Origin of the sequence: Lactiplantibacillus sp. 30.2.29, from assembly GCF_018991255.1 — a bacterium.
Classification (GTDB): domain Bacteria; phylum Bacillota; class Bacilli; order Lactobacillales; family Lactobacillaceae; genus Lactiplantibacillus; species Lactiplantibacillus pentosus.
Window position 1 is genome coordinate 163,095 of sequence record NZ_JAGYGU010000002.1, and the last position, 19,170, is coordinate 182,264.

Sequence of the window (19,170 nt, forward strand, 5' to 3'; positions counted from 1 at the left end):
TCTTAGTTATCATGATATTACTTAGCAGCTTGTTGCACTGCGGTTTCAATTGGCGTCGTTCCGTTGATTAACGCAATCGTTTGACCAATCGTTGCGGGTGTCCGCAAGGCTTGCACGGTGAAGGTCGCAACGTCATCACGAGTAATTTCGCCGCCCACTTCCGGATTGACCGTTACTTGACCAGTTCCAGCGTCGTTCAACAACGTTCCTGGTTGCAGGATCGTATAGTCCAGCTGAGTGCGCGTCTTCAACCATTCGTCGGCATAATACTTTGCGACATAGTAAGGTTGTAATGCACGTGGCCACCGACTGCGGTCTGGGGTAAACTCGGCGCTAATAATGACGTAACGTTTAACGCCGGCAATTTCGGCCGCTTCCATCGACTTGACGGCACCGTCCAAATCAATCATCAGCGTCATATCGTAACCAGTCTGACCACCAGAACCAGCCGAAAAGGCGATGGCGTCCATCCCTTTGAAAGCCAAGGCTAAGTCTTCAGGCTGAGCCATCAAATTGAACTGGACGGGTTCAGCACCCGCATCTTCAAAGGCTTCCGCCTGTTCAGGTTGTCGAATACCGGCGTAGACTTGATCGCCTTGAGCCACCAATTTTGAGACGATTTTTTTACCAATCTGACCATGGGCACCAATTACAAAGACTTTCATCGAGTCACTCCTATCATCATTATCAATTCACTGACATCAGTTCATTATATAAGTTCTATTATAAAACTTACCCCGTCAAAAAAGAATTATTGTGTTCCTGATTTGTCCAGGTTAATGAATTGGCTTATAATGTGTGCATCTAAACGAGAGTAGTGATTCTTATGTCAAAATACATTCGTCAAGCCACCAGTGCAGATTTACCAGCCATGATGGCGATTACTGAACAAGCCAAAACGGCCCTAGCCGCTGACCAGATTCCTCAGTGGCAAGATGGCTATCCCCAATCAGTGGACCTTCAAGCGGATATTGATGCCAAACTCGCATGGGTCTTGATCGTCGACGGCCAAATTGCCGGAACCGCGACGCTACTGACCACACCGGACCCCAACTATGCTCAGATCAGCGATGGCTCCTGGAAAGAAACGACTCATCATCGTTACACTTCAATCCATCGCATCGCCATCGCAAATGGCTACCATGGACAGCATTTAGCCGATTTTTATTTCAGTAATTTAATGACCATCAGCTATCAACTCGGATTTCGCCAAATCCGCATTGACACTCACCTGTCAAACAAACGGATGCAACACGTTATCACCAAAGCCGGCTTTGACTACCGCGGCGTGATTTACATTGATCATCAACCAGATGAGGCGCGGAATGCTTATCAGATTCTGTTACCGTAGCGACTGCCCCCTTGATTTCAAAAATAAATTTCTTAATTTTCAGCTGATTTCTAAACTAAAGCTGGTGGACATTCAATCAATCTCGGATGTCCACCAGTTTTTTTGAAGCTTGCGAATTTTCATTAAAGCTTTAAATTTTAGTTCACGGTCGCTAATTACCGTCCAACCAGCAAGCGAGATTCAGGCTCAAAAGCAACCGCCGTTCATTGGTAGCGTCCTAAATAACTACTAAAGCAGTAAACCAATTTGTATTGACCTGCCTTGATTTGCAGACTAATCTACCGGCACAAAAACATGCTGTGGCAACGAATACAAGTAGCGTTGGATGACTTTTGTGTCACGATACATTGAATTCAGCGCTTCGGCATACAACTTGACCTGACCCGCATAGCGTTGTTTGAGGTCAGCCGGTTGTTTGACATGGTCCGTCTTATAATCAAACAAAATCAAGCCGTCGTCAGTCTCCAAATAGCCGTCAATAATCCCATGAATTAAGACTTTGCTATCCTCTTGATCATCGACATCGAAAATTTGACGTGCCGGAATTAGCAACGAAAATGGCACTTCACGGTGGACCTTATCAGGATGTGCGAGAATCTGTTCACCGAGGTCGCTCTGATAGAATGCGACCACCGTCTCAACAGCGATTCGGTCAGCGACGGGACTTGTCAGTACTCGTTTCGCCACCAAATCGTCAATCGTTGCCTGAACGGCTGCTTCGTCGACGGGTTTCGTCACGTCTAATTGTTCCATGACCAAGTGGGTCGCACTCCCAACCTCCGCACTGGTTGGCGCTTGTGTGGTCTGTAGGAATTGCGGTAAGTCTAGTGAACCCGTCACGTAGCGCGAGGTTGGTCGAACGCGTTGGCGACTGATCGTTGGGTTCGCATTCATCAACGGCGTGTCAGGATCTTCAAAGATTCGTTTGACTTCTGATACCGACTGATAGGCTGTCGTTGTTGTCGATGCCTGGTGTGGATAATGGAAATTCAACAACGCAGCGAGTTGCTCGCGCGTTGCATGATCGACATCAATACTGACTTGTTGCTCGACTAACTGAACGGCATCTAACTGTTCATCGGTCGTTGTGGTCGTATCATCAGCCGCAATCGTGGTCGCATCACCCAATTCGATGGCAAACTTGGTGGGATCTCCTGTCAATTCATAGCTCGGCCACTCGTCGCCCCAATAGTCGCGCATCGCAGGGTGACGAATCAGGGTCATCCCCACCCAGTCGAGTTGATTGGTGGTGGCAACGCGGGCTTGTGCACTGAGCACGCGGCCGTCACTAGTGAACGCCTGTCGCCATTTTTCGGTTGCAGTATCAATATCCTTGATGGTTCCCACCAAATAGAGCTGTTGTTGTGCCCGCGTGATGGCCACGTATAACTTACGCATTTCTTCGGCACGCATCTTTTGGCTCACAACTTGCTTCGTCACAATCTGCGGCAACGTCGGGTATTTGACCCGTGTCTCAGGATCTAGATAAGTAATCCCGATTCCGGCTTGTCGGTCCAATAACGCACTGGACCGTGTGTCGGTCTGGTTAAATTGCTTGTCCATATCCATGACAAAAATAACGGGATATTCCAACCCTTTACTCCCATGAATCGTCATGACACTAACAGCCTCGGCATCCGTCTCTGCCACCGCTGACGCTAAATCCTGATCCTTTTCTTGCATCCGCCGAATGAACCGAACGAATTGGAACAGGCCTTTAAAACTCCCCTGTTCATAACTGTACGCCCGTTCATATAGGGCGTGTAAATTGGCTTGTCGCTGTTTACCAGCTGGCATGCCGCCCACGTAATCCAAAAAACCAGTTTGCTCATAGATCTGCCAAATCAGCGTCACGATTTGGTTGCGGCGAGCTAAGTCCCGAAAATCACCGAGTTGCTTCAAAAACGTTTCGATTTTAGCAAAGACTTGATCCCCATATTCAGTCGCGGGGCCGCTCGGGTACTGGTGATAAAAGTCCTGAACGGCTTGGAAATAGTCACTCGTTTTATTTTGAATCCGCAAATAAACGAGCTGATTTTCATCAAGACCGACGATTGGTGACCGCAACACGGCGACCAACGGAATATCTTGATATGGATTGTCAATAATACTGAGTAACGACATCATGATGCGAATCTCAGTCGTTTGAAAATAGTTCTGTGCATCGTTAACGACGACTGGGATGTGGTAACGCTTGAAGACGTCAATAATCGTCAAATTATGATTACGGGTTGGAACTAGTAAGGCGACGTCACTATAACGAAACGGTCGATAAGTCCCCTCACCCCGATCATAAATTGGCTTATCTTGTGCCTTTAATGCCAGAATTTTTTGCGCAACCATCGTGATACTGCCAACTGACGAATCATCGATTGAAAAGTTAGTCTCGTCTTCTTGAGTTAGTTCCGCTGGCGCATCCGTTTCAGTCTGGTACAACAGCAGATTCGTCGTCTGCGGCATATCGGTCGGATAATCTTTCGGCCCGTATTTCAGGTAAGCATCCTCGTCGTAGTCGATTTGTCCGACCGGTGCATCCATCAACTGACTAAAAATGAGGTTGGTCAAATGGTCAACATTGGCCACTGACCGGAAGTTATCGGCTAGCACGATACGATCGCCATGGGCTGGATTATCGGCAAAATCATGATATTTGTGTAAGAACAGAAGCGGATCCGCCAAGCGGAATTGGTAAATTGACTGTTTGACGTCGCCCACCATGAACATATTGCCTGGTTCATCACGCGACAACAGCTGCAAAATAGATTCTTGCAAACTATTAATATCTTGATATTCGTCAACCATGACTTCATCAAACTGAGCTCTTAATTGATTTAAAGCGGCTTGACCACTCTCATTATCACTCGTAAGAATTTGTAGGGTCAGATGTTCCAAGTCAGAGAAATCCAAGACGTGCCGACGTCGTTTTTCAGCAGCAAATGCCGTGCTGAACTGACTCGTCGCCTTCACCAGTTCTTGAACAATCGCCTTGGCACCGACCATGATATCTAAGACTTGTTGTTCTTCGGCAGCGAAGTACCGTTCACTAAGCGTCGCCATCTGCTTCTTAATCCCATCAATCAGTGTGCCCATTGCTTTGGCATGGGCAGTCTTGTCCGGGTCATCTTTATACGTCTTTTTAAGTCGACCAACTTTGAATTGGTTGATTTGCGCTCGCAACTCGTTCCAACTTGCTGTCGATAACTGGTCACGCAAGGTTGTTAACGTGGTTGCCACGCTTTGCAAGGCATCCAGCGACTTCGGTTCTAAGTCAAAGTCAGTGACGATTTTCTGCGCTTGCGTTAATTTTTGTAACATGTCATCAACATTATCTTCTAGTAGTGGTAATAGTTGTTGTTGATAAAATGCGCTACTCGTCAACGGACCATCGTCAATCTGATAAGGTTTGGTCAGACCATCTAGCCATTCTTGCGGCGCTGGTGTTGATTGCGCAAAGTCGAATAGTCGAAAAATCAACCGGCTTAGCCCATCATCACTGCGGTCGTTTGAAAAGTTCGCGGTCAATAAATCAAACTTTGCGCCGTCTTTTTTATACAACTGTTCACGGACTGCATCCCAGACCTGGTCTCGAATCAAGAGTCCTTCCGTGTTATCCGTTAACAATCGGAACACGGGATCTAAATCAATCACGTAATAGTAGCGTTGAATGATGCGTAAACAGAACGCATCCAGCGTGCTAATATTGGCAACCCCTAGCAAATTCAACTGTTGCCGTAATTGCCGGATTACTGGTGACGCCGTTGTTTCACTAGGATTTTCAGCCATCAACGTCGAAATCCGCTTGTTGATTTGCGATTCCAACTTTTGTTTCATATGCTTAGCAGCCAAATTCGTGAACGTGACCACTAGCAATTGGTCGATATTAGTTCCGGCTAAAATTTTACGCATAATACGCTCGATTAAAACCGTCGTCTTCCCCGAACCAGCTGAGGCTGAGACAAGTAAATTATTGCCTTGTTGCTTGATCACCGCTTGTTGGCTTGCGGTGTACTGGGTTGCGCCACTCATGATAAACTGCCACCTTTCTCGTCTTTCAATAAATCAAGTACTTGTTTTGCGGACAGCGGTGGTAAATCGCGATAAGCATTTTCCGCCAACATCGCATCAAACTGCATGATAGCCAGGTATGGCGAATATTGTAAGGCCGTTGTCTTATCGTTGAGCCGGATTGGGTTCAGTTGCACTTGCCCCGCAAAAATGGCTTCAGCTGCGGCGACAATCAGCTGACTATTATGGGCTAGTAGTCGTTCCAATTGCTCGTTAGTGACCAGTGATGCTGCCCGACCGCCACTGTACGAGCCGTCCTTTCGTCGCGAAAATGGATACACTTTCGAGGTTCCCGATTGTTCCTGAACCTCACTATCCAAATGTTCCAGCAGTTGCGGATCGTCCAATAGGATTCCCTTGTACTTATTTTTCTTCAAAAGTGCGGCTTCAAAGCCCCCTTGAATTTCTTTAGGTTTCAAGGTCGGGTTCTGAATATGCATGTAGAGCGCACCCGCCAATTTAACAGCTTCCTGGTCAGAACCGACTAATTCAGATTCATTATGCAAGACCGCATCCAAGTACGTTAACATTTGCATCGCTAAGCCATAGTATGCTTCTTGGAAATCAAACTTGTGTGTGGATGATTTGTAATCCACGATTCCCAGATAGCTTTGGTCGGCCACTTGAATCTGATCTAACCGGTCGATTTTCCCCCGGACGTGGACACTGTGAGTCGCATCGATTTGGAAATCTAAGGCTTTTAAGCCGTGCTCCTTACCAACATTTCCGAAGAGCACTTCGGTTTGACGCGGTTCGGCCGCCGACAACTTACTCTGATTACGAATGGCAAACGCAATTTGGCGCACCGTGTTGATCAACTGCCGTTGGAGATACGCCATGCGATTAGAACTCGTTAAAATCGTAAATTGGGGTTGGTCGAGAATCTCGCGAGTCACCGTTTCCAAATAGTGACCCAACTGCTGATCACTGGCTTGGGCCAACGGAATCTGATCCGTCCGAAGCGCTTTAATCAAGCCATCCAATACCGCGTGGAAGAACTCACCGGTACTAGCGGCGGATAGTTCGAAGACGTCCCGTTCGCGCAATTTCAAGCCGTACTTTAAGAAGTAGGCATACTGGTTGCGATAAAATTCTTCTAGTTTGGAAATGGAGGTATAAATTTGATGACCATAGAGTGCCTCGACACTTGCGGCCGTCAAAGTGACGGGTTGGTTACGATAACTGAGTCCCGCCATCAATTGCCGCGCTAACGACCCAAATTGTGGATCCCGAGTCAATTGTTGACGCAGCCAGACCCAGACTGGCGCTGGTCGTAATGGTTCGCCAACGCGATTGCGGTCAGTATTGGTCGTCAGCACATCTCGATAGACTTGGATCACATGGCTGAGCGTCCGGCGTTTGGTGCCGACAAACGGTTTAACGTCGGGGCTAGTCGGGTCAGGCGTTCCCAAATACGAGTGCTCCTTTAGATTAAACTGTTGTTGAATCCGCCGAACATAGGTCGACCAATTTAGATCTGTTTCCTGGTCGTCCTTAAACGGTGCACTAAAGAACAAGTGCTGACGCGCACTCAAAAAAGCCAGGTAATTCAAGCAACTTTCATCGCCCAGTTGAACGACGGCTGAATCATTCAGATAGTGGTCACCATCTAAAGTAGCTAGGCTTGGTTGTAAATTCTCTTTATCGACATCGCTCAATAAGTTGTTACTCATAATGCGGTCGGGCATGACTAAATCAGTCGCACCAATCATGAAGACGACTCGGTGATCCTGGCTTTGAACGATTCCACTTTCAGAAATTAAGACTTGGTCCAAGGTCGATGGAATCTGTGAGTAGCTAGCGCCTTCAAATCCGGCCTGTAACAACGCTAAGAAGTCCGTAATTTCAAACGGTTCAGACCCCAAAATCGTCACGTATTCATCGAGCATGTCACAAAATGTCTGCCACGTCTGTTCCGGTTCTGCTGCGGCCTGAACATCTTGGCGGTCCAAAGCCTGGTCACGCCACGCTAGAAGCTGTTGTGTGACACCGTGAGCCGTCAAAAAATTAACAAGTACGGTGACGGCTGTCTTGCCATCGGGCGCTTGCTGCATTTTTTTGAAGAAAGGTGGGAAAATCGTCGCCACAAAGTGATGAATTAAATTGATTTGCCGCGAAATTTCGATGTTTTGGTCGGTTTCAATCCCAATATCGCCTTCCGTAAGTTGGAAATACTGCCAATCTTCGGCTTGTAACCACTGTTGACCATGATACCCACTCTTCAAAATGAAGTTTTCAGTTAAATCGACCGCTTGACGATAGGCTTCACGGTCCATCGGTTGCCCGTCGATTTGTGGAATCAGTAATTCGGTCTTGAGGACCCGCATCACATCGCGGTATTGATACTGCTGTTCATCCATGTCAAATAACGCATTGACCAATTCGACCAATGGGTGATCAGCCATGGATCGTTCTAAGTCAACGAAGTATGGGATTTCGAGTTGATGAAAGGTGGGCGCAAGCATCGTCTTATATGAGTTTAGATGCCGCGTCATAATCAAGAAATCACGATAATGATAATCATCGGCCGGATTCACATGTTTCTGAGCGACCATATCACGAATCATACGACCAACTTGTGCCAGTTCCGTTTGCCGACTATCTGTTCTGAAGAGATGGACGTTGGGATTAGGCGCTTCTTGGCCAGTTGCGGCCTGAGGGGTTCCACGCCAAAAGTCGTCTAAGGACGCCAATCCGGCTGTCACTCGTGGCTCAGTCGCTTGAATGTCCTGTCCAACCGGAATTTGGCGAATTCGGGCATACTGATAGAGTCGATAATAGAGTCGACCTGATTGATAAAAGAGCGTGCCATTATCCGGCGCCTGGTCAACGACTTTGTGGTCCAACACCAAACTAATGGTCACGTCCGCGCCCTGCTCCAGCATGGTTGTGATGATTCCCTGTTCCTGAGCGGGCAATTGTGCAAAGCCCGCCAGTTCAACGTAAACGTGCGTGCCATGTAAGTCCTGATGACGTAGGTAAGCATTCAGTTGAACCAAAACATCGGCTGGTTTTAAGTATTTATCCGCAGTCGCTGTGACAAAATCAGCATAAACGATTGCGAGGTCGTGCATTTTCGCTTGTAAGTCACCAGCTTGGGCATTGGCAGCCAGTTGAGCCACATCTTCGGGCTGCAAGTTGGCTAGTTGCAGTTCGTTAATTTCACTGGCCAGTTGTGTCACAAATCCAGTTTGTGAGATTTCACCACCAAATAACCGCAGCTCATCGGCGTGTTGCTGCAAAATGCGATGCAGTAACATATTGATGCCCGCCGCCGAAAGCCGAGGAACTTGATAAGCCGCCTCGTTTTTCATTAAATACCACGCCAAACGCGTGAATGAAAAGACCTGGACTTGGCTTTGCGCGTACAAACCAGTTTGGCCATCGGCTTCTGCAAGCCGGTTCAACACGTCCACTTCTGTATCGAATTTAATATGATTGGGTACTAAGTAGAAATACTGATCATTGGGTCGGGCACGTAACTTCGCGACTAACTGTTCAACCATCTTCGACCGGTGATCCAGCTTGGCCGGCCCCAACACGAATTGTAAACTCACCTTGAATTCCCCCTCTAAACCTGAACAAACGTTCTCATTGAAGTAATCTTATTATCGCATAGTTTTGCACCGAAAAAAAGCCTTCATGCATCGATTTTTTAAGACACTGAAAATAAAAATTGGCGCTCATTCTGACTGGAGAATGAGCACCATTTTAAACTTCATAAACGCCCCCATGTGACGGTTCGTAGCCCAATAGATATCGAGACGGTAGCTTTAGAACAATCGAATCAGCGCCACGCCCAAAATCATCACTAGTAATCCTAAGAGTTGCGCGCCAGTAACCGGGTTACGTTTGGAAGCAAACCAGCCAAATTGGTCGATCAACAAACTTCCAGCCATCAGACCAACTAACACGATAACGACCGCTAACCCCGTTCCAACCGCTGGTGCCAGGTAGACGTTTCCCAGCACATACAACGACCCAATCATGCCACCAATCCACATCCACCACGGATTCGATTGACCGGCTGGTGTCTGTAATTTTAAGCCAGGATGCAAGATTGCAACGATGATAATCAGTCCGATAGTTCCGACCAAAAACGAGATAAACGCCGCGTGGACGGTCGACCCTAACACTTTACCGAGATGCCCGTTGACTGCAGTTTGGGCCGCACTTAACATCCCCGCAAAGACGCCTAAGAGCCGCCACAACCAGAGCGCTGTCTGCTGAGTTGCTAATTGTTGTTCCGCGGACTCGGCAATGCGGTTATGGCGATTATCGAGCCACCCTTTGACCGCCACAGTAATGATGACCCCGACTAAGACGAGCACCGCACCCAGCACCCGAATAGGCGTCAATGCACGGGTAGCTGAATCAAACCAGCCAAAATTATCGATTAAGAGTCCCGCTACAATTTGGCCAAGCACCGGCATAATCACCGTTTGGACACTGCCTAACTTCGGGAAAAGTAAAATATTACCCGTCAAATAAATAATTCCGAATAATCCCCCCAACCAGATCCACAGGGGCTGACTCGTGAATAACGCTGGTGAAAAACCCAACGTATGGACATCAATTAAGGTAATCACGCCCAAAAACACGGTCCCGACTGCAAAAGAAATCAGTGAGGCCATGAATGGCGACCCAACTGAGCTGCGCAGTCGTGAATTAATACTTGTTTGCATCGGCAAGCCGACACCGATGGCTAACCCAATCAAAATTGCTAACATATACTGTTTCCTCTATTCTCACTTATGTTTTAACACGTCTTGTGCGAGTTGAATTGTCATGAATTATGGTTAAAATGTGCCAGTTCTTAAGTTCAATAACAGCCAGCTATGGACCGCTGGAAACAAGGCAAGTTAGCGTAAACCTGATTTGATAGCTACGTCCTACACCGGCCTCCAGGAATTTCTGACAACGCTGGAACGCGATGGACACAGATTTAAGCCGAAAGCCCGCGTCTTAAATACTGGTCTTCCACTAACCAAGCACAAAACGCTTGCTAAGTGGAATTTCATCGCTGAGCATTGTCAGAAACACCTTCCGGCCGGGGATGGTATTCGAAAGGCAGACATGTGCGGACTCAACTTTTTGTTGAACTGGTCGTTGATTCTTAGAAACCAGTTACTTTGGTATTTAACTGTAAGACTTATCTCTGATAATCGCTAAGTCAGCATACTCATGTTTTGTTTTCGGGAATCAGTAACATTACAGGACATGGGTCTCATTATCTCTAGTCGCCTGAAATGAAAAGAGCTTCGAATACTCAACGACTGGAAATTAGCGAATAATACTTAGACAAGCGACTGAGTATACAGATGCTATAACTTACCATCGATAACGATTCGGAAAAGTATGCCTGAAGGACCAGTCACCAAACATCCAGTGGTCAGTTGCACCCAGTTAGGTGGCCGTTCATCCGCCATTCGAGCGGCTTCCCGGGCTAGAAGAAGACTCGTATTTGAAATTGCGCAGTGGTTTTCTGCGTGAGTTCAAATCGATGTCCGCCCTGTTCCAGCGTTGTCAGCCAGCCCAGGAAGTCGGACTAAGCCGCTCACCGGCTGACGAACAGGAATCCACCAACTGCACATTTTAATCATGATTCATGCGAAATAATAACTAACACAACGTGCGTTATACACTGACTTGGCGTAATCGGTCTGAGGGATCTTGATGCTGCTTATCACCAGTCACACGTCATTCAATCTATTTTAAACTTTACCACCCAATCAATGACAGCATTTTCCCTCAGCCCCGGTCTGGTGGTCTAAAAAACCATTTAAGCAGGCCACCCGGTGGCACACTTAAATGGTTAATCAATATTAAAATCGGTCGACCGGCTTACGCTTGTACATCCCAATGTTCGGGATCTTGGCGCCAAGCGTGGAGTGAAGCTAACTCGTCATCATTGATGTAATCCGCATCGCGGGCAACTTTGATTAATTCTGAATAATTCGACAGACTGAACAGCGGCAATTTGGCAGCGGCAAAGTTACGCGTCGCGGCATCTAAACCGTAGCTAAAGATTGAGCCGACCGCTTGAATCAGGCCACCCGCTGCTTGGACTGCCTCAGCCGCTTGTAAGACACTGCCGCCAGTTGAAATCAAATCGTCTAACATGACCACTTTTTCACCAGGCTTCAAGACACCTTCGATTTGGCGTCCAGCCCCATGGTCCTTAGGCTTGGACCGCACGTAAATCAGTGGTAAGTGCAGTTCAGCTGCGACCCACGCCGCGTGCGGAATTCCAGCCGTGGCAACACCTGCGATGACCTCTGTCTCTGGATAGTCACGCTTGATGATGGCCGCAATGCCGCTTGCAATGTGTTGCCGAACTTCTGGATATGAAATCGTTAACCGATTATCCGTATAAATTGGGCTTTTGATCCCACTCGCCCAAGTAAACGGTGCATTCGGCCGTAACGTGACGGCTTGGATGGCTAATAAATCGGTCGCGATGGTTGCTGCAATTTCACTCATATTAGTTACTCCATTCTGACATAATGTCTTGATAGGCTTTGACCGGATCAGTTGCTTGAGTAATCGGGCGGCCAATAACTAGGCCGTTGCTTCCAGCTTTAGCGGCCGCCGCGGGGGTCATCACCCGTTGCTGATCATCCGCTTGGGCCTGGGCTGGCCGAATTCCGGGCGTAATCCCCAGAAAATCGGTGCCAACCGCCTCATGAATCGCCTGCACCTCTTGCGCTGAGCAAATGACGCCATCGCAACCACTCTGTTGTGCGAGCTGAGCGTAGTGCACGACGCTTGCACGCACCGTCCCAGCAATTTGTTGGTCCTGATTAAGGATGTCCTGATTCGTCGAGGTCAACTGTGTAATCGCTAGTAATTTAGGGGCTGGTAAACCCGCGGCCGTCGCACCAGCTACCAAGCCCCGTTTGGCAGCCGCTAACATCACGTGACCACCCGCGGCGTGCACGGTCGTATAGGTCACCCCTAATTGACCGAGTACCCGCATTGCCGATTCCACCGTATTAGGAATATCATGGAGCTTCAAGTCAAGAAATACCGCGTGACCACGTTGTTGCACAGCCTTTACGATCTCCGGACCCGCCGCGTAGAACAGCTCCATCCCGATTTTGACCGTCACATGCAAGTTTGCTGGAAATTGGTCTAAAAACGCCAACGCTTTAGTAGCCGTGGGAAAGTCCAGGGCGATAATCACTGGTCGACTCATCCCTGCACCTCCTTGATCAGCGCTTGTAGACTCGTGATGCCATACTTATCCATCGCTGCAGGTAAGCCAGCGATAATGTCGGTACAAGCGGTTGGCTGACCGTATGTCGCCGCGCCAACTTGAACCGCATTTGCACCAGCCAGGTAGAATTCAAGGACATCTTCTGGCGTAAAGACGCCACCAACGCCGATAATTGGCAAGGTCGTCTGTTGGCGAACCTCGTGAATCATCCGCACGGCTAATGGATGAATCGCCTTACCCGATAAGCCACCGGTACCGTGTGCCAAGATTGGTCGGCGGGTCTGCAGATCAATGCCCATCCCAGTCAGCGTATTAATCATCGTCAAGCCGGCCGCACCGCCCGCCTCGGCAGCTTTGGCAATTGGGACAATGTCGGTCACATTTGGCGTCAGCTTCATGAATACCGGCTTATCAACGACATCGACGATGGCCTTCGTTAAGGCCGTGACCGTGTCCGGGTCGGTTCCAAACGCCAAGCCACCGTGTTCAACGTTGGGACATGAAATATTGATTTCAAGTAATTTAACATTTTCCGCAGAGGCCATCTTTTGGGCAACAGTAACGTATTCATCGAAGCTTGCACCAGCAACACTCCCAATGATTGGTAACTCAGGATACTGGCTGGCAAGCCACGGGAGTTTCTCTGCGAGTACGTTATCGATACCAGGATTTTTTAACCCGATCGCGTTCAACCAGCCAGCCGTAGTCGGTGCCGTCGTTGGCCGTGGATTACCGGCTTTGGGTGCCGCGGTCGTGGATTTGATGACCAGACCACCCAGCGCGGCCAAATCTAATTGTTGGGCCATCGTTTGACCGTAAGCGGCCGTCCCACTTGCTGGCATGACTGGGTTCTTCAGGGTCACCCCGGCTAAATCTACTGTTAATCGTCCCATCAAATTTTCCTCCTATATAAATGGATCGTGCAAATTCATATCGAACGCAATACTAACTATCACACGCGTCCTAATGCCCAATGATGTTATAACGCTTGGGTCACAAATGATTGTGATTCGCGCACTTGTAGGATGGCAGCCACCGTATCTAGTGCCGTGAATAGCGGAATACCATGCATGATCGACGTATTCCGAATCAGCGTCCCATCATTTTCTGCCTGTTCTTCATCTGAGACCGTATTGATGACGACTTGCACTTCGCCGGCTTCCATCCGATGCAATAAATCGTGCTCGCCGCTATCGATTTTATCGACTACGGTGACCGGTAATCCTTGTTCAGTCAATGCGCTGGCGGTCCCATGTGTCGCCAACAATTGATAGCCGAGTGCGTGGAAACGCCGGGCAAGTGCCACTGTTTCGGGTTTGTCATCATCACGAACCGTGAATAAGACGTTACCGTGACTTGGAACGTGCAGTTTGGCCGCCTCAAACGCCTTGTAGAGGGCTTTGGCCATCGTGACATCACTGCCCATAACTTCACCCGTCGACTTCATTTCAGGGCCGAGTAAACTGTCGACACGATTCAGCTTGGAGAATGAGAAGACCGGCGCCTTAACGTGGACCAATCGACCAGGTGTGACTAACCCAGTTTGATAGCCTTGGTCCGTCAAGGATTGTCCCAGAATCGCACGGGTGGCCACTTGAGCCATCGGAATGTTGGTGACCTTACTTAAGAATGGTACGGTCCGACTTGCCCGTGGATTAACTTCAATCACGTAAACTTGTTCTTCATGAATGACAAATTGAATGTTCATCATGCCGACACAGTTGAGCGCAATCGCTAATTTTTCAGTATAATCCACAATTTGGGCTTGAACCGCTACGGACAGTGACTGTGGCGGATAAACGGCCATCGAATCACCGGAATGGACCCCAGCGCGTTCGATATGTTCCATGATACCTGGAATCAAGACGGTCTCACCGTCACAAATCGCATCAACTTCACACTCTTTACCGACCAAGTAGCTATCCACTAAAACGGGATGGTCATGTGAGACTTTAACGGCATTATGCATGTAGTAATCTAAGTCCGCCCGCTTCTTGACGATTTCCATCGCCCGACCACCGAGCACGTAGCTTGGCCGCACTAAGACTGGATAGCCTAATTTGTCGGCAATCGCCAAGGCAGTTGCTTCATCACTAGCGGTATCACCAGCTGGTTGTGGGATTTCCAAGGCCTTGATGACCTTATCAAACTCATCACGGTCTTCAGCCCGGTTGACATCCGCCACGCTCGTTCCCAGAATCTTGATACCATGGTCTGCCAGTGGTTTTGCCAAATTGATGGCCGTTTGACCACCAAACTGAACGATGACCCCAACTGGTTTTTCCAATTCAACAACGTTTAAGACGTCTTCAATCGTTAACGGTTCGAAGTACAACTTGTCGGATACTGAGAAATCAGTGGAAACCGTCTCAGGGTTACTGTTCATGATGATTGCTTCATAGCCGGCCTTTTGAATCGCTTTAACGGAATGGACCGTGGCATAATCGAATTCGACCCCTTGACCGATCCGAATCGGACCCGAACCGAGCACGAGGACGGATGGCTTAGTCGTCACGACACTTTCATTTTCCGTTTCGTATGTGCCATAGTAGTACGGCGTCTCTGACGCAAATTCACCCGCACAGGTATCGACCATCTTGTAAACGGGGGCCAAATCATGGTCTAGCCGGAATTGACGAACCTGGTCGATGGTTTCGTGCCAGTAATCAGCCACGGTTTGGTCCGCAAAGCCGTTACGTTTCGCAACCGTCAAAACATCTAAGTCATCGACATGCGCTTGGAGTTCCCGTTCGATTTCGATGATGTGTAACAATTTGTCTAAGAAGAAGACGTTGATTTTCGTGAGCTCCGACAGTTCTTCAATCGGGTAACCGCGCCGAATCGCTTCCGTGAGATAGAATAACCGGTCATCTTGAGCGTGAATCAACTTGTCACTCAAGACATCGTCATCGACCGTTGCCAACGCAGGTTCCGTGACGTGATGCACACCGATTTCAAGTGAACGAACCGCCTTCAAAGTGGCTTCTTCAATGTTCCGGCCGATTGCCATCACTTCACCGGTCGCCTTCATCTGAGTCCCTAAACGCCGGTCAGCATGCGTGAACTTATCAAATGGCCAGCGCGGAATTTTGCAGACGACGTAATCCAATGCCGGTTCAAACTCAGCATAGGTCGTCCCGGTAACCGGATTCTTGATTTCATCCAAATGCAGTCCCACCGCAATTTTAGCGGCCATCTTGGCAATCGGATAACCGGTCGCCTTTGAAGCGAGCGCTGACGAGCGGCTGACCCGTGGATTAACTTCAATAATATAATATTGATAACTTTCCGGATCCAAAGCCAGCTGAACATTACAGCCACCTTCGATTTTTAGAGCCCGGATAATCTTTAAGGCCGCATCCCGTAACATCTGAACTTCGCGGTCGGCTAAGGTTTGCACCGGCGCGTACACGATTGAATCCCCCGTATGAATGCCGACGGGGTCAAAGTTTTCCATGTTGCAGACGACCATCGCGTTATCGGCGGCGTCGCGCATCACTTCAAATTCGATTTCCTTATAACCGGCGATACTTTGTTCGATTAGCACTTGGGTGACTGGTGATAAGGCCAAGCCGTTCTCGGCAATGTCGTGTAACTGTTGCGGATTTTCGGCGATTCCGCCCCCAGTCCCACCCATGGTAAAGGCGGGCCGGACAATGACAGGATAGCCAGATTCGTCCGCAAACGCTAAGGCTTCGTCAATTGTCCGGGCGATGCCTGAAGCGGGTACGGGTTCGTGTAATTCAGCCATCAAATCTTTGAATTGTTCCCGGTCTTCGGCTTGATCGATTGCACTTAACTTCGTCCCCAGCAATTCGATTTTCAGTTCATCCAAAATGCCTGATTGCGATAATTCCATCGCCATGTTCAACCCTTGTTGACCACCAAGTGTTGGCAAAATGGCGTCCGGGCGTTCTTTACGCAAAATCTGTGACACAAATTCCAACGTGATGGGTTCCAAGTATACTTGGTCCGCGATTTCTTTGTCGGTCATGATGGTCGCCGGATTAGAGTTGACCAGCACCACTTCATAATCCAGTTCCTTGAGTGCCAGACAAGCTTGAGTCCCGGAGTAATCGAATTCCGCAGCTTGTCCAATAATGATTGGCCCTGAACCAATCACCATGATTTTATGAATATCCGTCCGTTTAGGCATTGAATTGGCTTCCTTTCCGGGCTGCTTGGTTAGCGGCCATCAAATCAATAAATTCATCAAAAATGTGGTCGGCGTCGTGTGGACCAGGCGCAGCGTCAGGATGATATTGCACGGAAAACGCAGCGTAGTCCCGATGACGGAGGCCTTCGACGGTGCCATCATTAATTTCTTCATGGGTGATCATCAAGTCCGTTTTCGCTAAAGACTCGCGGTCAACGGCATAGCCGTGATTTTGCGAGGTAAAGTCGATTCGGCCCGTTGCAATCTCGCGAACAGGATGGTTAAAACCGCGGTGACCAAACTTCATCTTAAACGTATCGGCGCCATTCGCGAGTGCAAAGAGTTGGTGACCGAGACAAATCCCGAAGAGTGGCACGTGCTTCTCAACTTCACGAATCATCACGAGGGCTTCCGGCACGTCTTTCGGGTCACCAGGGCCATTCGTCAACATCACGCCATCCGGATTCAAAGCCATGATTTCACTAGCGGTCGTATTGTATGGCAACACCGTCAAGTTACATTGACGCTTAGCTAGTTCGCGCAAGATCGAATGTTTCAAGCCAAAGTCCACAACGACCACGTTAGGACCCGTCGCTGGGTTCGGATAGGCATTGGTGGTAGAACTCTGAGCAACGACCGCTCGATTGAGTTCCGTGACCTTGAGCCGTTCAACGGTATCTGGTAAGACGTTATCAACGATGGTGGCTTTCATGGCCCCCTTCGTGCGAATATGCTTGGTCACCGCCCGCGTATCAATATCCATGATGCCAGGAATATCATTTTGCTTCAGGTAGTCGTCTAATGAGAGTTCGTTACGCCAATTGCTAGCGCGGCGGGCAACTTCGTGAACGACGACCCCTTTACACGTTGGCTTGATGGATTCATGATCATCGCGATTGATGCCGTAATTACCGATCAATGGGTAAGTAAACATCAAAATTTCGCCATTGTAAGACTGGTCGGTAATCGATTCTTGATAACCGCTCATCCCAGTGTTAAAGACCAATTCACCGACTGTTGCGGTGGTCGCACCGAAACCCGTGCCGGGGTAAATCGTGCCATCTTCAAGTACTAGATATCGTTTCATGCTTGTTGTTCCTTTCCATAGGCCATTTGACCGTCGACTAATGTCATTAAGACGTTGCCATAGACCGGCCATCCGATAAAAGGTGAGTTGTGCCCCTTCGATAACATGCTGGTCGCGTCAATTTTGTATTCGTGGTCCAAATCAATGATTGTCAGGTCCGCCGGTGCGCCAACGACGAGCTTGCCAGCATCCTTCAAACCAAACAATTCAGCTGGTCGCGTGCTCATCAGCTCGATCAACCGACCGAGTGTGAGGAGCCGAGTCTTCACAAAAGCCGTGTACATGGTGGCAAAGGCCGTTTCGATTCCGGTAATGCCAAACGCGGCCGTTTTCATACTCCCGGTCTTTTCAGCGTCCGTATGTGGCGCATGGTCGGTCGCAATGATGTCGATGGTGCCATCGAGCAGTCCCGCAATTAATGCAGCACGATCCTGAGGTGACCGTAGCGGTGGGTTCATTTTCAGCATTGGATTATCCATCGTAATGTCCGTATCACTGAGTAGTAAGTGATGCGGTGAAACTTCGCAAGTCACATTGATGCCCGCCTGCTTAGCCGCTCGAATGACGCGCAAACTCTCGGCCGTCGAAACGTGGCACACATGATAGTGAACGCCACTAGCTTCTGCCAACATCACGTCACGTGCGACTTGTGCGGCTTCCGAAACGTTGTTGATGCCCGGTAAGCCTAAACGCTCCGCGACTGGGCCAGCGTTCATCACGCCATGTTGATACAGCGAGTCATCTTCAACGTGCGCCGCTAAAGGCAATCCCGCTTGCGCAGCGCCTTGCATAGCGGCAAACATCGTCCCCGCCGTTTGAACGCCCGAACCGTCATTGCTGACCGCAAAGGCGCCGGCTGCCTTGACGCCCGCAAAATCAACGAGCTGTTCACTCGTCCGTCCCGTCGTAATGCTAGCGTACTGAGCGACGTGAACGTGGGCTTCTTGTTGATTACGTTGGACCATGGTTGCCACTCGTTCTGGCGTATCTGGAACGGGGTCAACATTCGGCATGGCCCCCACCGTTGTGAAACCGCCGTGGGCCGCCGCTAAAGTGCCCGTCGCAATCGTTTCTTTTTCAGTTTGACCAGGGTCGCGTAAATGCACGTGAACGTCCACTAGCCCAGGACTGACGAAATGTTGGTCGGCACAAATCACGTGGTCGGCTGGTCCAAATTGGTCGTGCAGCTGTTGTCCAATGGCTTTGATTCGGCCATCTGCAATCAAAATATCGTTCGTCTGTAATCGATCCTCTTGCCAAATCTGCGCATTTTTAATTAATGTCGTCATGAG

At 48.9% G+C, this 19,170-nt stretch carries 11 protein-coding genes; 1 reads left to right on the forward strand and 10 read right to left on the reverse strand.

From position 1 onward, the window contains the following. Window positions 1–17: 17 nt before the first annotated feature. Complete coding sequence (locus tag KGF65_RS02120) at window positions 18–665, reverse strand: SDR family oxidoreductase (RefSeq protein ID WP_216747957.1); 648 nt, start codon at window positions 663–665, stop codon at window positions 18–20. Window positions 666–826: 161 nt separating this feature from the next. Here KGF65_RS02120 and KGF65_RS02125 point away from each other — a divergent pair, with 161 nt between their 5' ends. Further along, complete coding sequence (locus KGF65_RS02125) at window positions 827–1,351, forward strand: GNAT family N-acetyltransferase (RefSeq protein ID WP_105923849.1); 525 nt, start codon at window positions 827–829, stop codon at window positions 1,349–1,351. Between the two features lie 273 nt (window positions 1,352–1,624). Here KGF65_RS02125 and addA read toward each other — a convergent pair whose 3' ends face one another. The 9 genes from addA to KGF65_RS02170 form a co-directional block, all read right to left on the reverse strand. Beyond that, a complete protein-coding gene (gene addA, locus KGF65_RS02130) occupies window positions 1,625–5,377 on the reverse strand; it encodes a helicase-exonuclease AddAB subunit AddA (protein WP_101873060.1) in 3,753 nt (1,250 codons plus the stop codon). Then, window positions 5,374–8,973, reverse strand: coding sequence for a PD-(D/E)XK nuclease family protein (locus KGF65_RS02135; protein WP_101873059.1), 3,600 nt, complete (start codon window positions 8,971–8,973; stop codon window positions 5,374–5,376). The genes addA and KGF65_RS02135 overlap by 4 nt, the downstream gene beginning before the upstream one ends. A 216-nt stretch (window positions 8,974–9,189) precedes the next feature. Continuing rightward, complete coding sequence (locus KGF65_RS02140; protein ID WP_210847576.1) at window positions 9,190–10,146, reverse strand: DMT family transporter; 957 nt, start codon at window positions 10,144–10,146, stop codon at window positions 9,190–9,192. A gap of 1,114 nt (window positions 10,147–11,260) precedes the next feature. Further along, window positions 11,261–11,899 carry an orotate phosphoribosyltransferase gene (pyrE, locus tag KGF65_RS02145; RefSeq protein ID WP_101873057.1) on the reverse strand — a complete coding sequence of 213 codons (639 nt, stop codon included), beginning with the start codon at window positions 11,897–11,899 and terminating at the stop codon, window positions 11,261–11,263. Between the two features lies 1 nt (window position 11,900). Then, window positions 11,901–12,614, reverse strand: a complete 714-nt coding sequence (gene pyrF, locus KGF65_RS02150; protein ID WP_050339662.1) for an orotidine-5'-phosphate decarboxylase — start codon at window positions 12,612–12,614, stop codon at window positions 11,901–11,903. Then, window positions 12,611–13,528 carry a dihydroorotate dehydrogenase gene (locus KGF65_RS02155; RefSeq protein WP_101873056.1) on the reverse strand — a complete coding sequence of 306 codons (918 nt, stop codon included), beginning with the start codon at window positions 13,526–13,528 and terminating at the stop codon, window positions 12,611–12,613. The genes pyrF and KGF65_RS02155 overlap by 4 nt, the downstream gene beginning before the upstream one ends. Before the next feature lie 86 nt (window positions 13,529–13,614). Next, window positions 13,615–16,791: a carbamoyl-phosphate synthase large subunit gene (carB, locus tag KGF65_RS02160; RefSeq protein WP_216747959.1), complete on the reverse strand. Its 3,177-nt coding sequence runs from the start codon at window positions 16,789–16,791 to the stop codon at window positions 13,615–13,617. After that, window positions 16,784–17,878 carry a carbamoyl phosphate synthase small subunit gene (locus KGF65_RS02165; protein ID WP_050339665.1) on the reverse strand — a complete coding sequence of 365 codons (1,095 nt, stop codon included), beginning with the start codon at window positions 17,876–17,878 and terminating at the stop codon, window positions 16,784–16,786. Before KGF65_RS02165 ends, carB begins: the two co-directional genes overlap by 8 nt. Next, complete coding sequence (locus tag KGF65_RS02170) at window positions 17,875–19,167, reverse strand: dihydroorotase (RefSeq protein ID WP_105923845.1); 1,293 nt, start codon at window positions 19,165–19,167, stop codon at window positions 17,875–17,877. Before KGF65_RS02170 ends, KGF65_RS02165 begins: the two co-directional genes overlap by 4 nt. Window positions 19,168–19,170: the final 3 nt, after the last annotated feature.

Bases quoted from the DNA above. Each gene is read 5' to 3' on its own strand.
- KGF65_RS02165 (WP_050339665.1), bottom strand. From the start codon at position 17,878: ATGAAACGATATCTAGTACTTGAAGATGGCACGATTTACCCCGGCACG.
- KGF65_RS02120 (WP_216747957.1), bottom strand. From the start codon at position 665: ATGAAAGTCTTTGTAATTGGTGCCCATGGTCAGATTGGTAAAAAAATC.
- KGF65_RS02125 (WP_105923849.1), top strand. From the start codon at position 827: ATGTCAAAATACATTCGTCAAGCCACCAGTGCAGATTTACCAGCCATG.
- KGF65_RS02170 (WP_105923845.1), bottom strand. From the start codon at position 19,167: ATGACGACATTAATTAAAAATGCGCAGATTTGGCAAGAGGATCGATTA.
- KGF65_RS02155 (WP_101873056.1), bottom strand. From the start codon at position 13,528: ATGGGACGATTAACAGTAGATTTAGCCGGGGTGACCCTGAAGAACCCA.
- pyrF (WP_050339662.1), bottom strand. From the start codon at position 12,614: ATGAGTCGACCAGTGATTATCGCCCTGGACTTTCCCACGGCTACTAAA.
- pyrE (WP_101873057.1), bottom strand. From the start codon at position 11,899: ATGAGTGAAATTGCAGCAACCATCGCGACCGATTTATTAGCCATCCAA.
- addA (WP_101873060.1), bottom strand. From the start codon at position 5,377: ATGAGTGGCGCAACCCAGTACACCGCAAGCCAACAAGCGGTGATCAAG.
- carB (WP_216747959.1), bottom strand. From the start codon at position 16,791: ATGCCTAAACGGACGGATATTCATAAAATCATGGTGATTGGTTCAGGG.
- KGF65_RS02140 (WP_210847576.1), bottom strand. From the start codon at position 10,146: ATGTTAGCAATTTTGATTGGGTTAGCCATCGGTGTCGGCTTGCCGATG.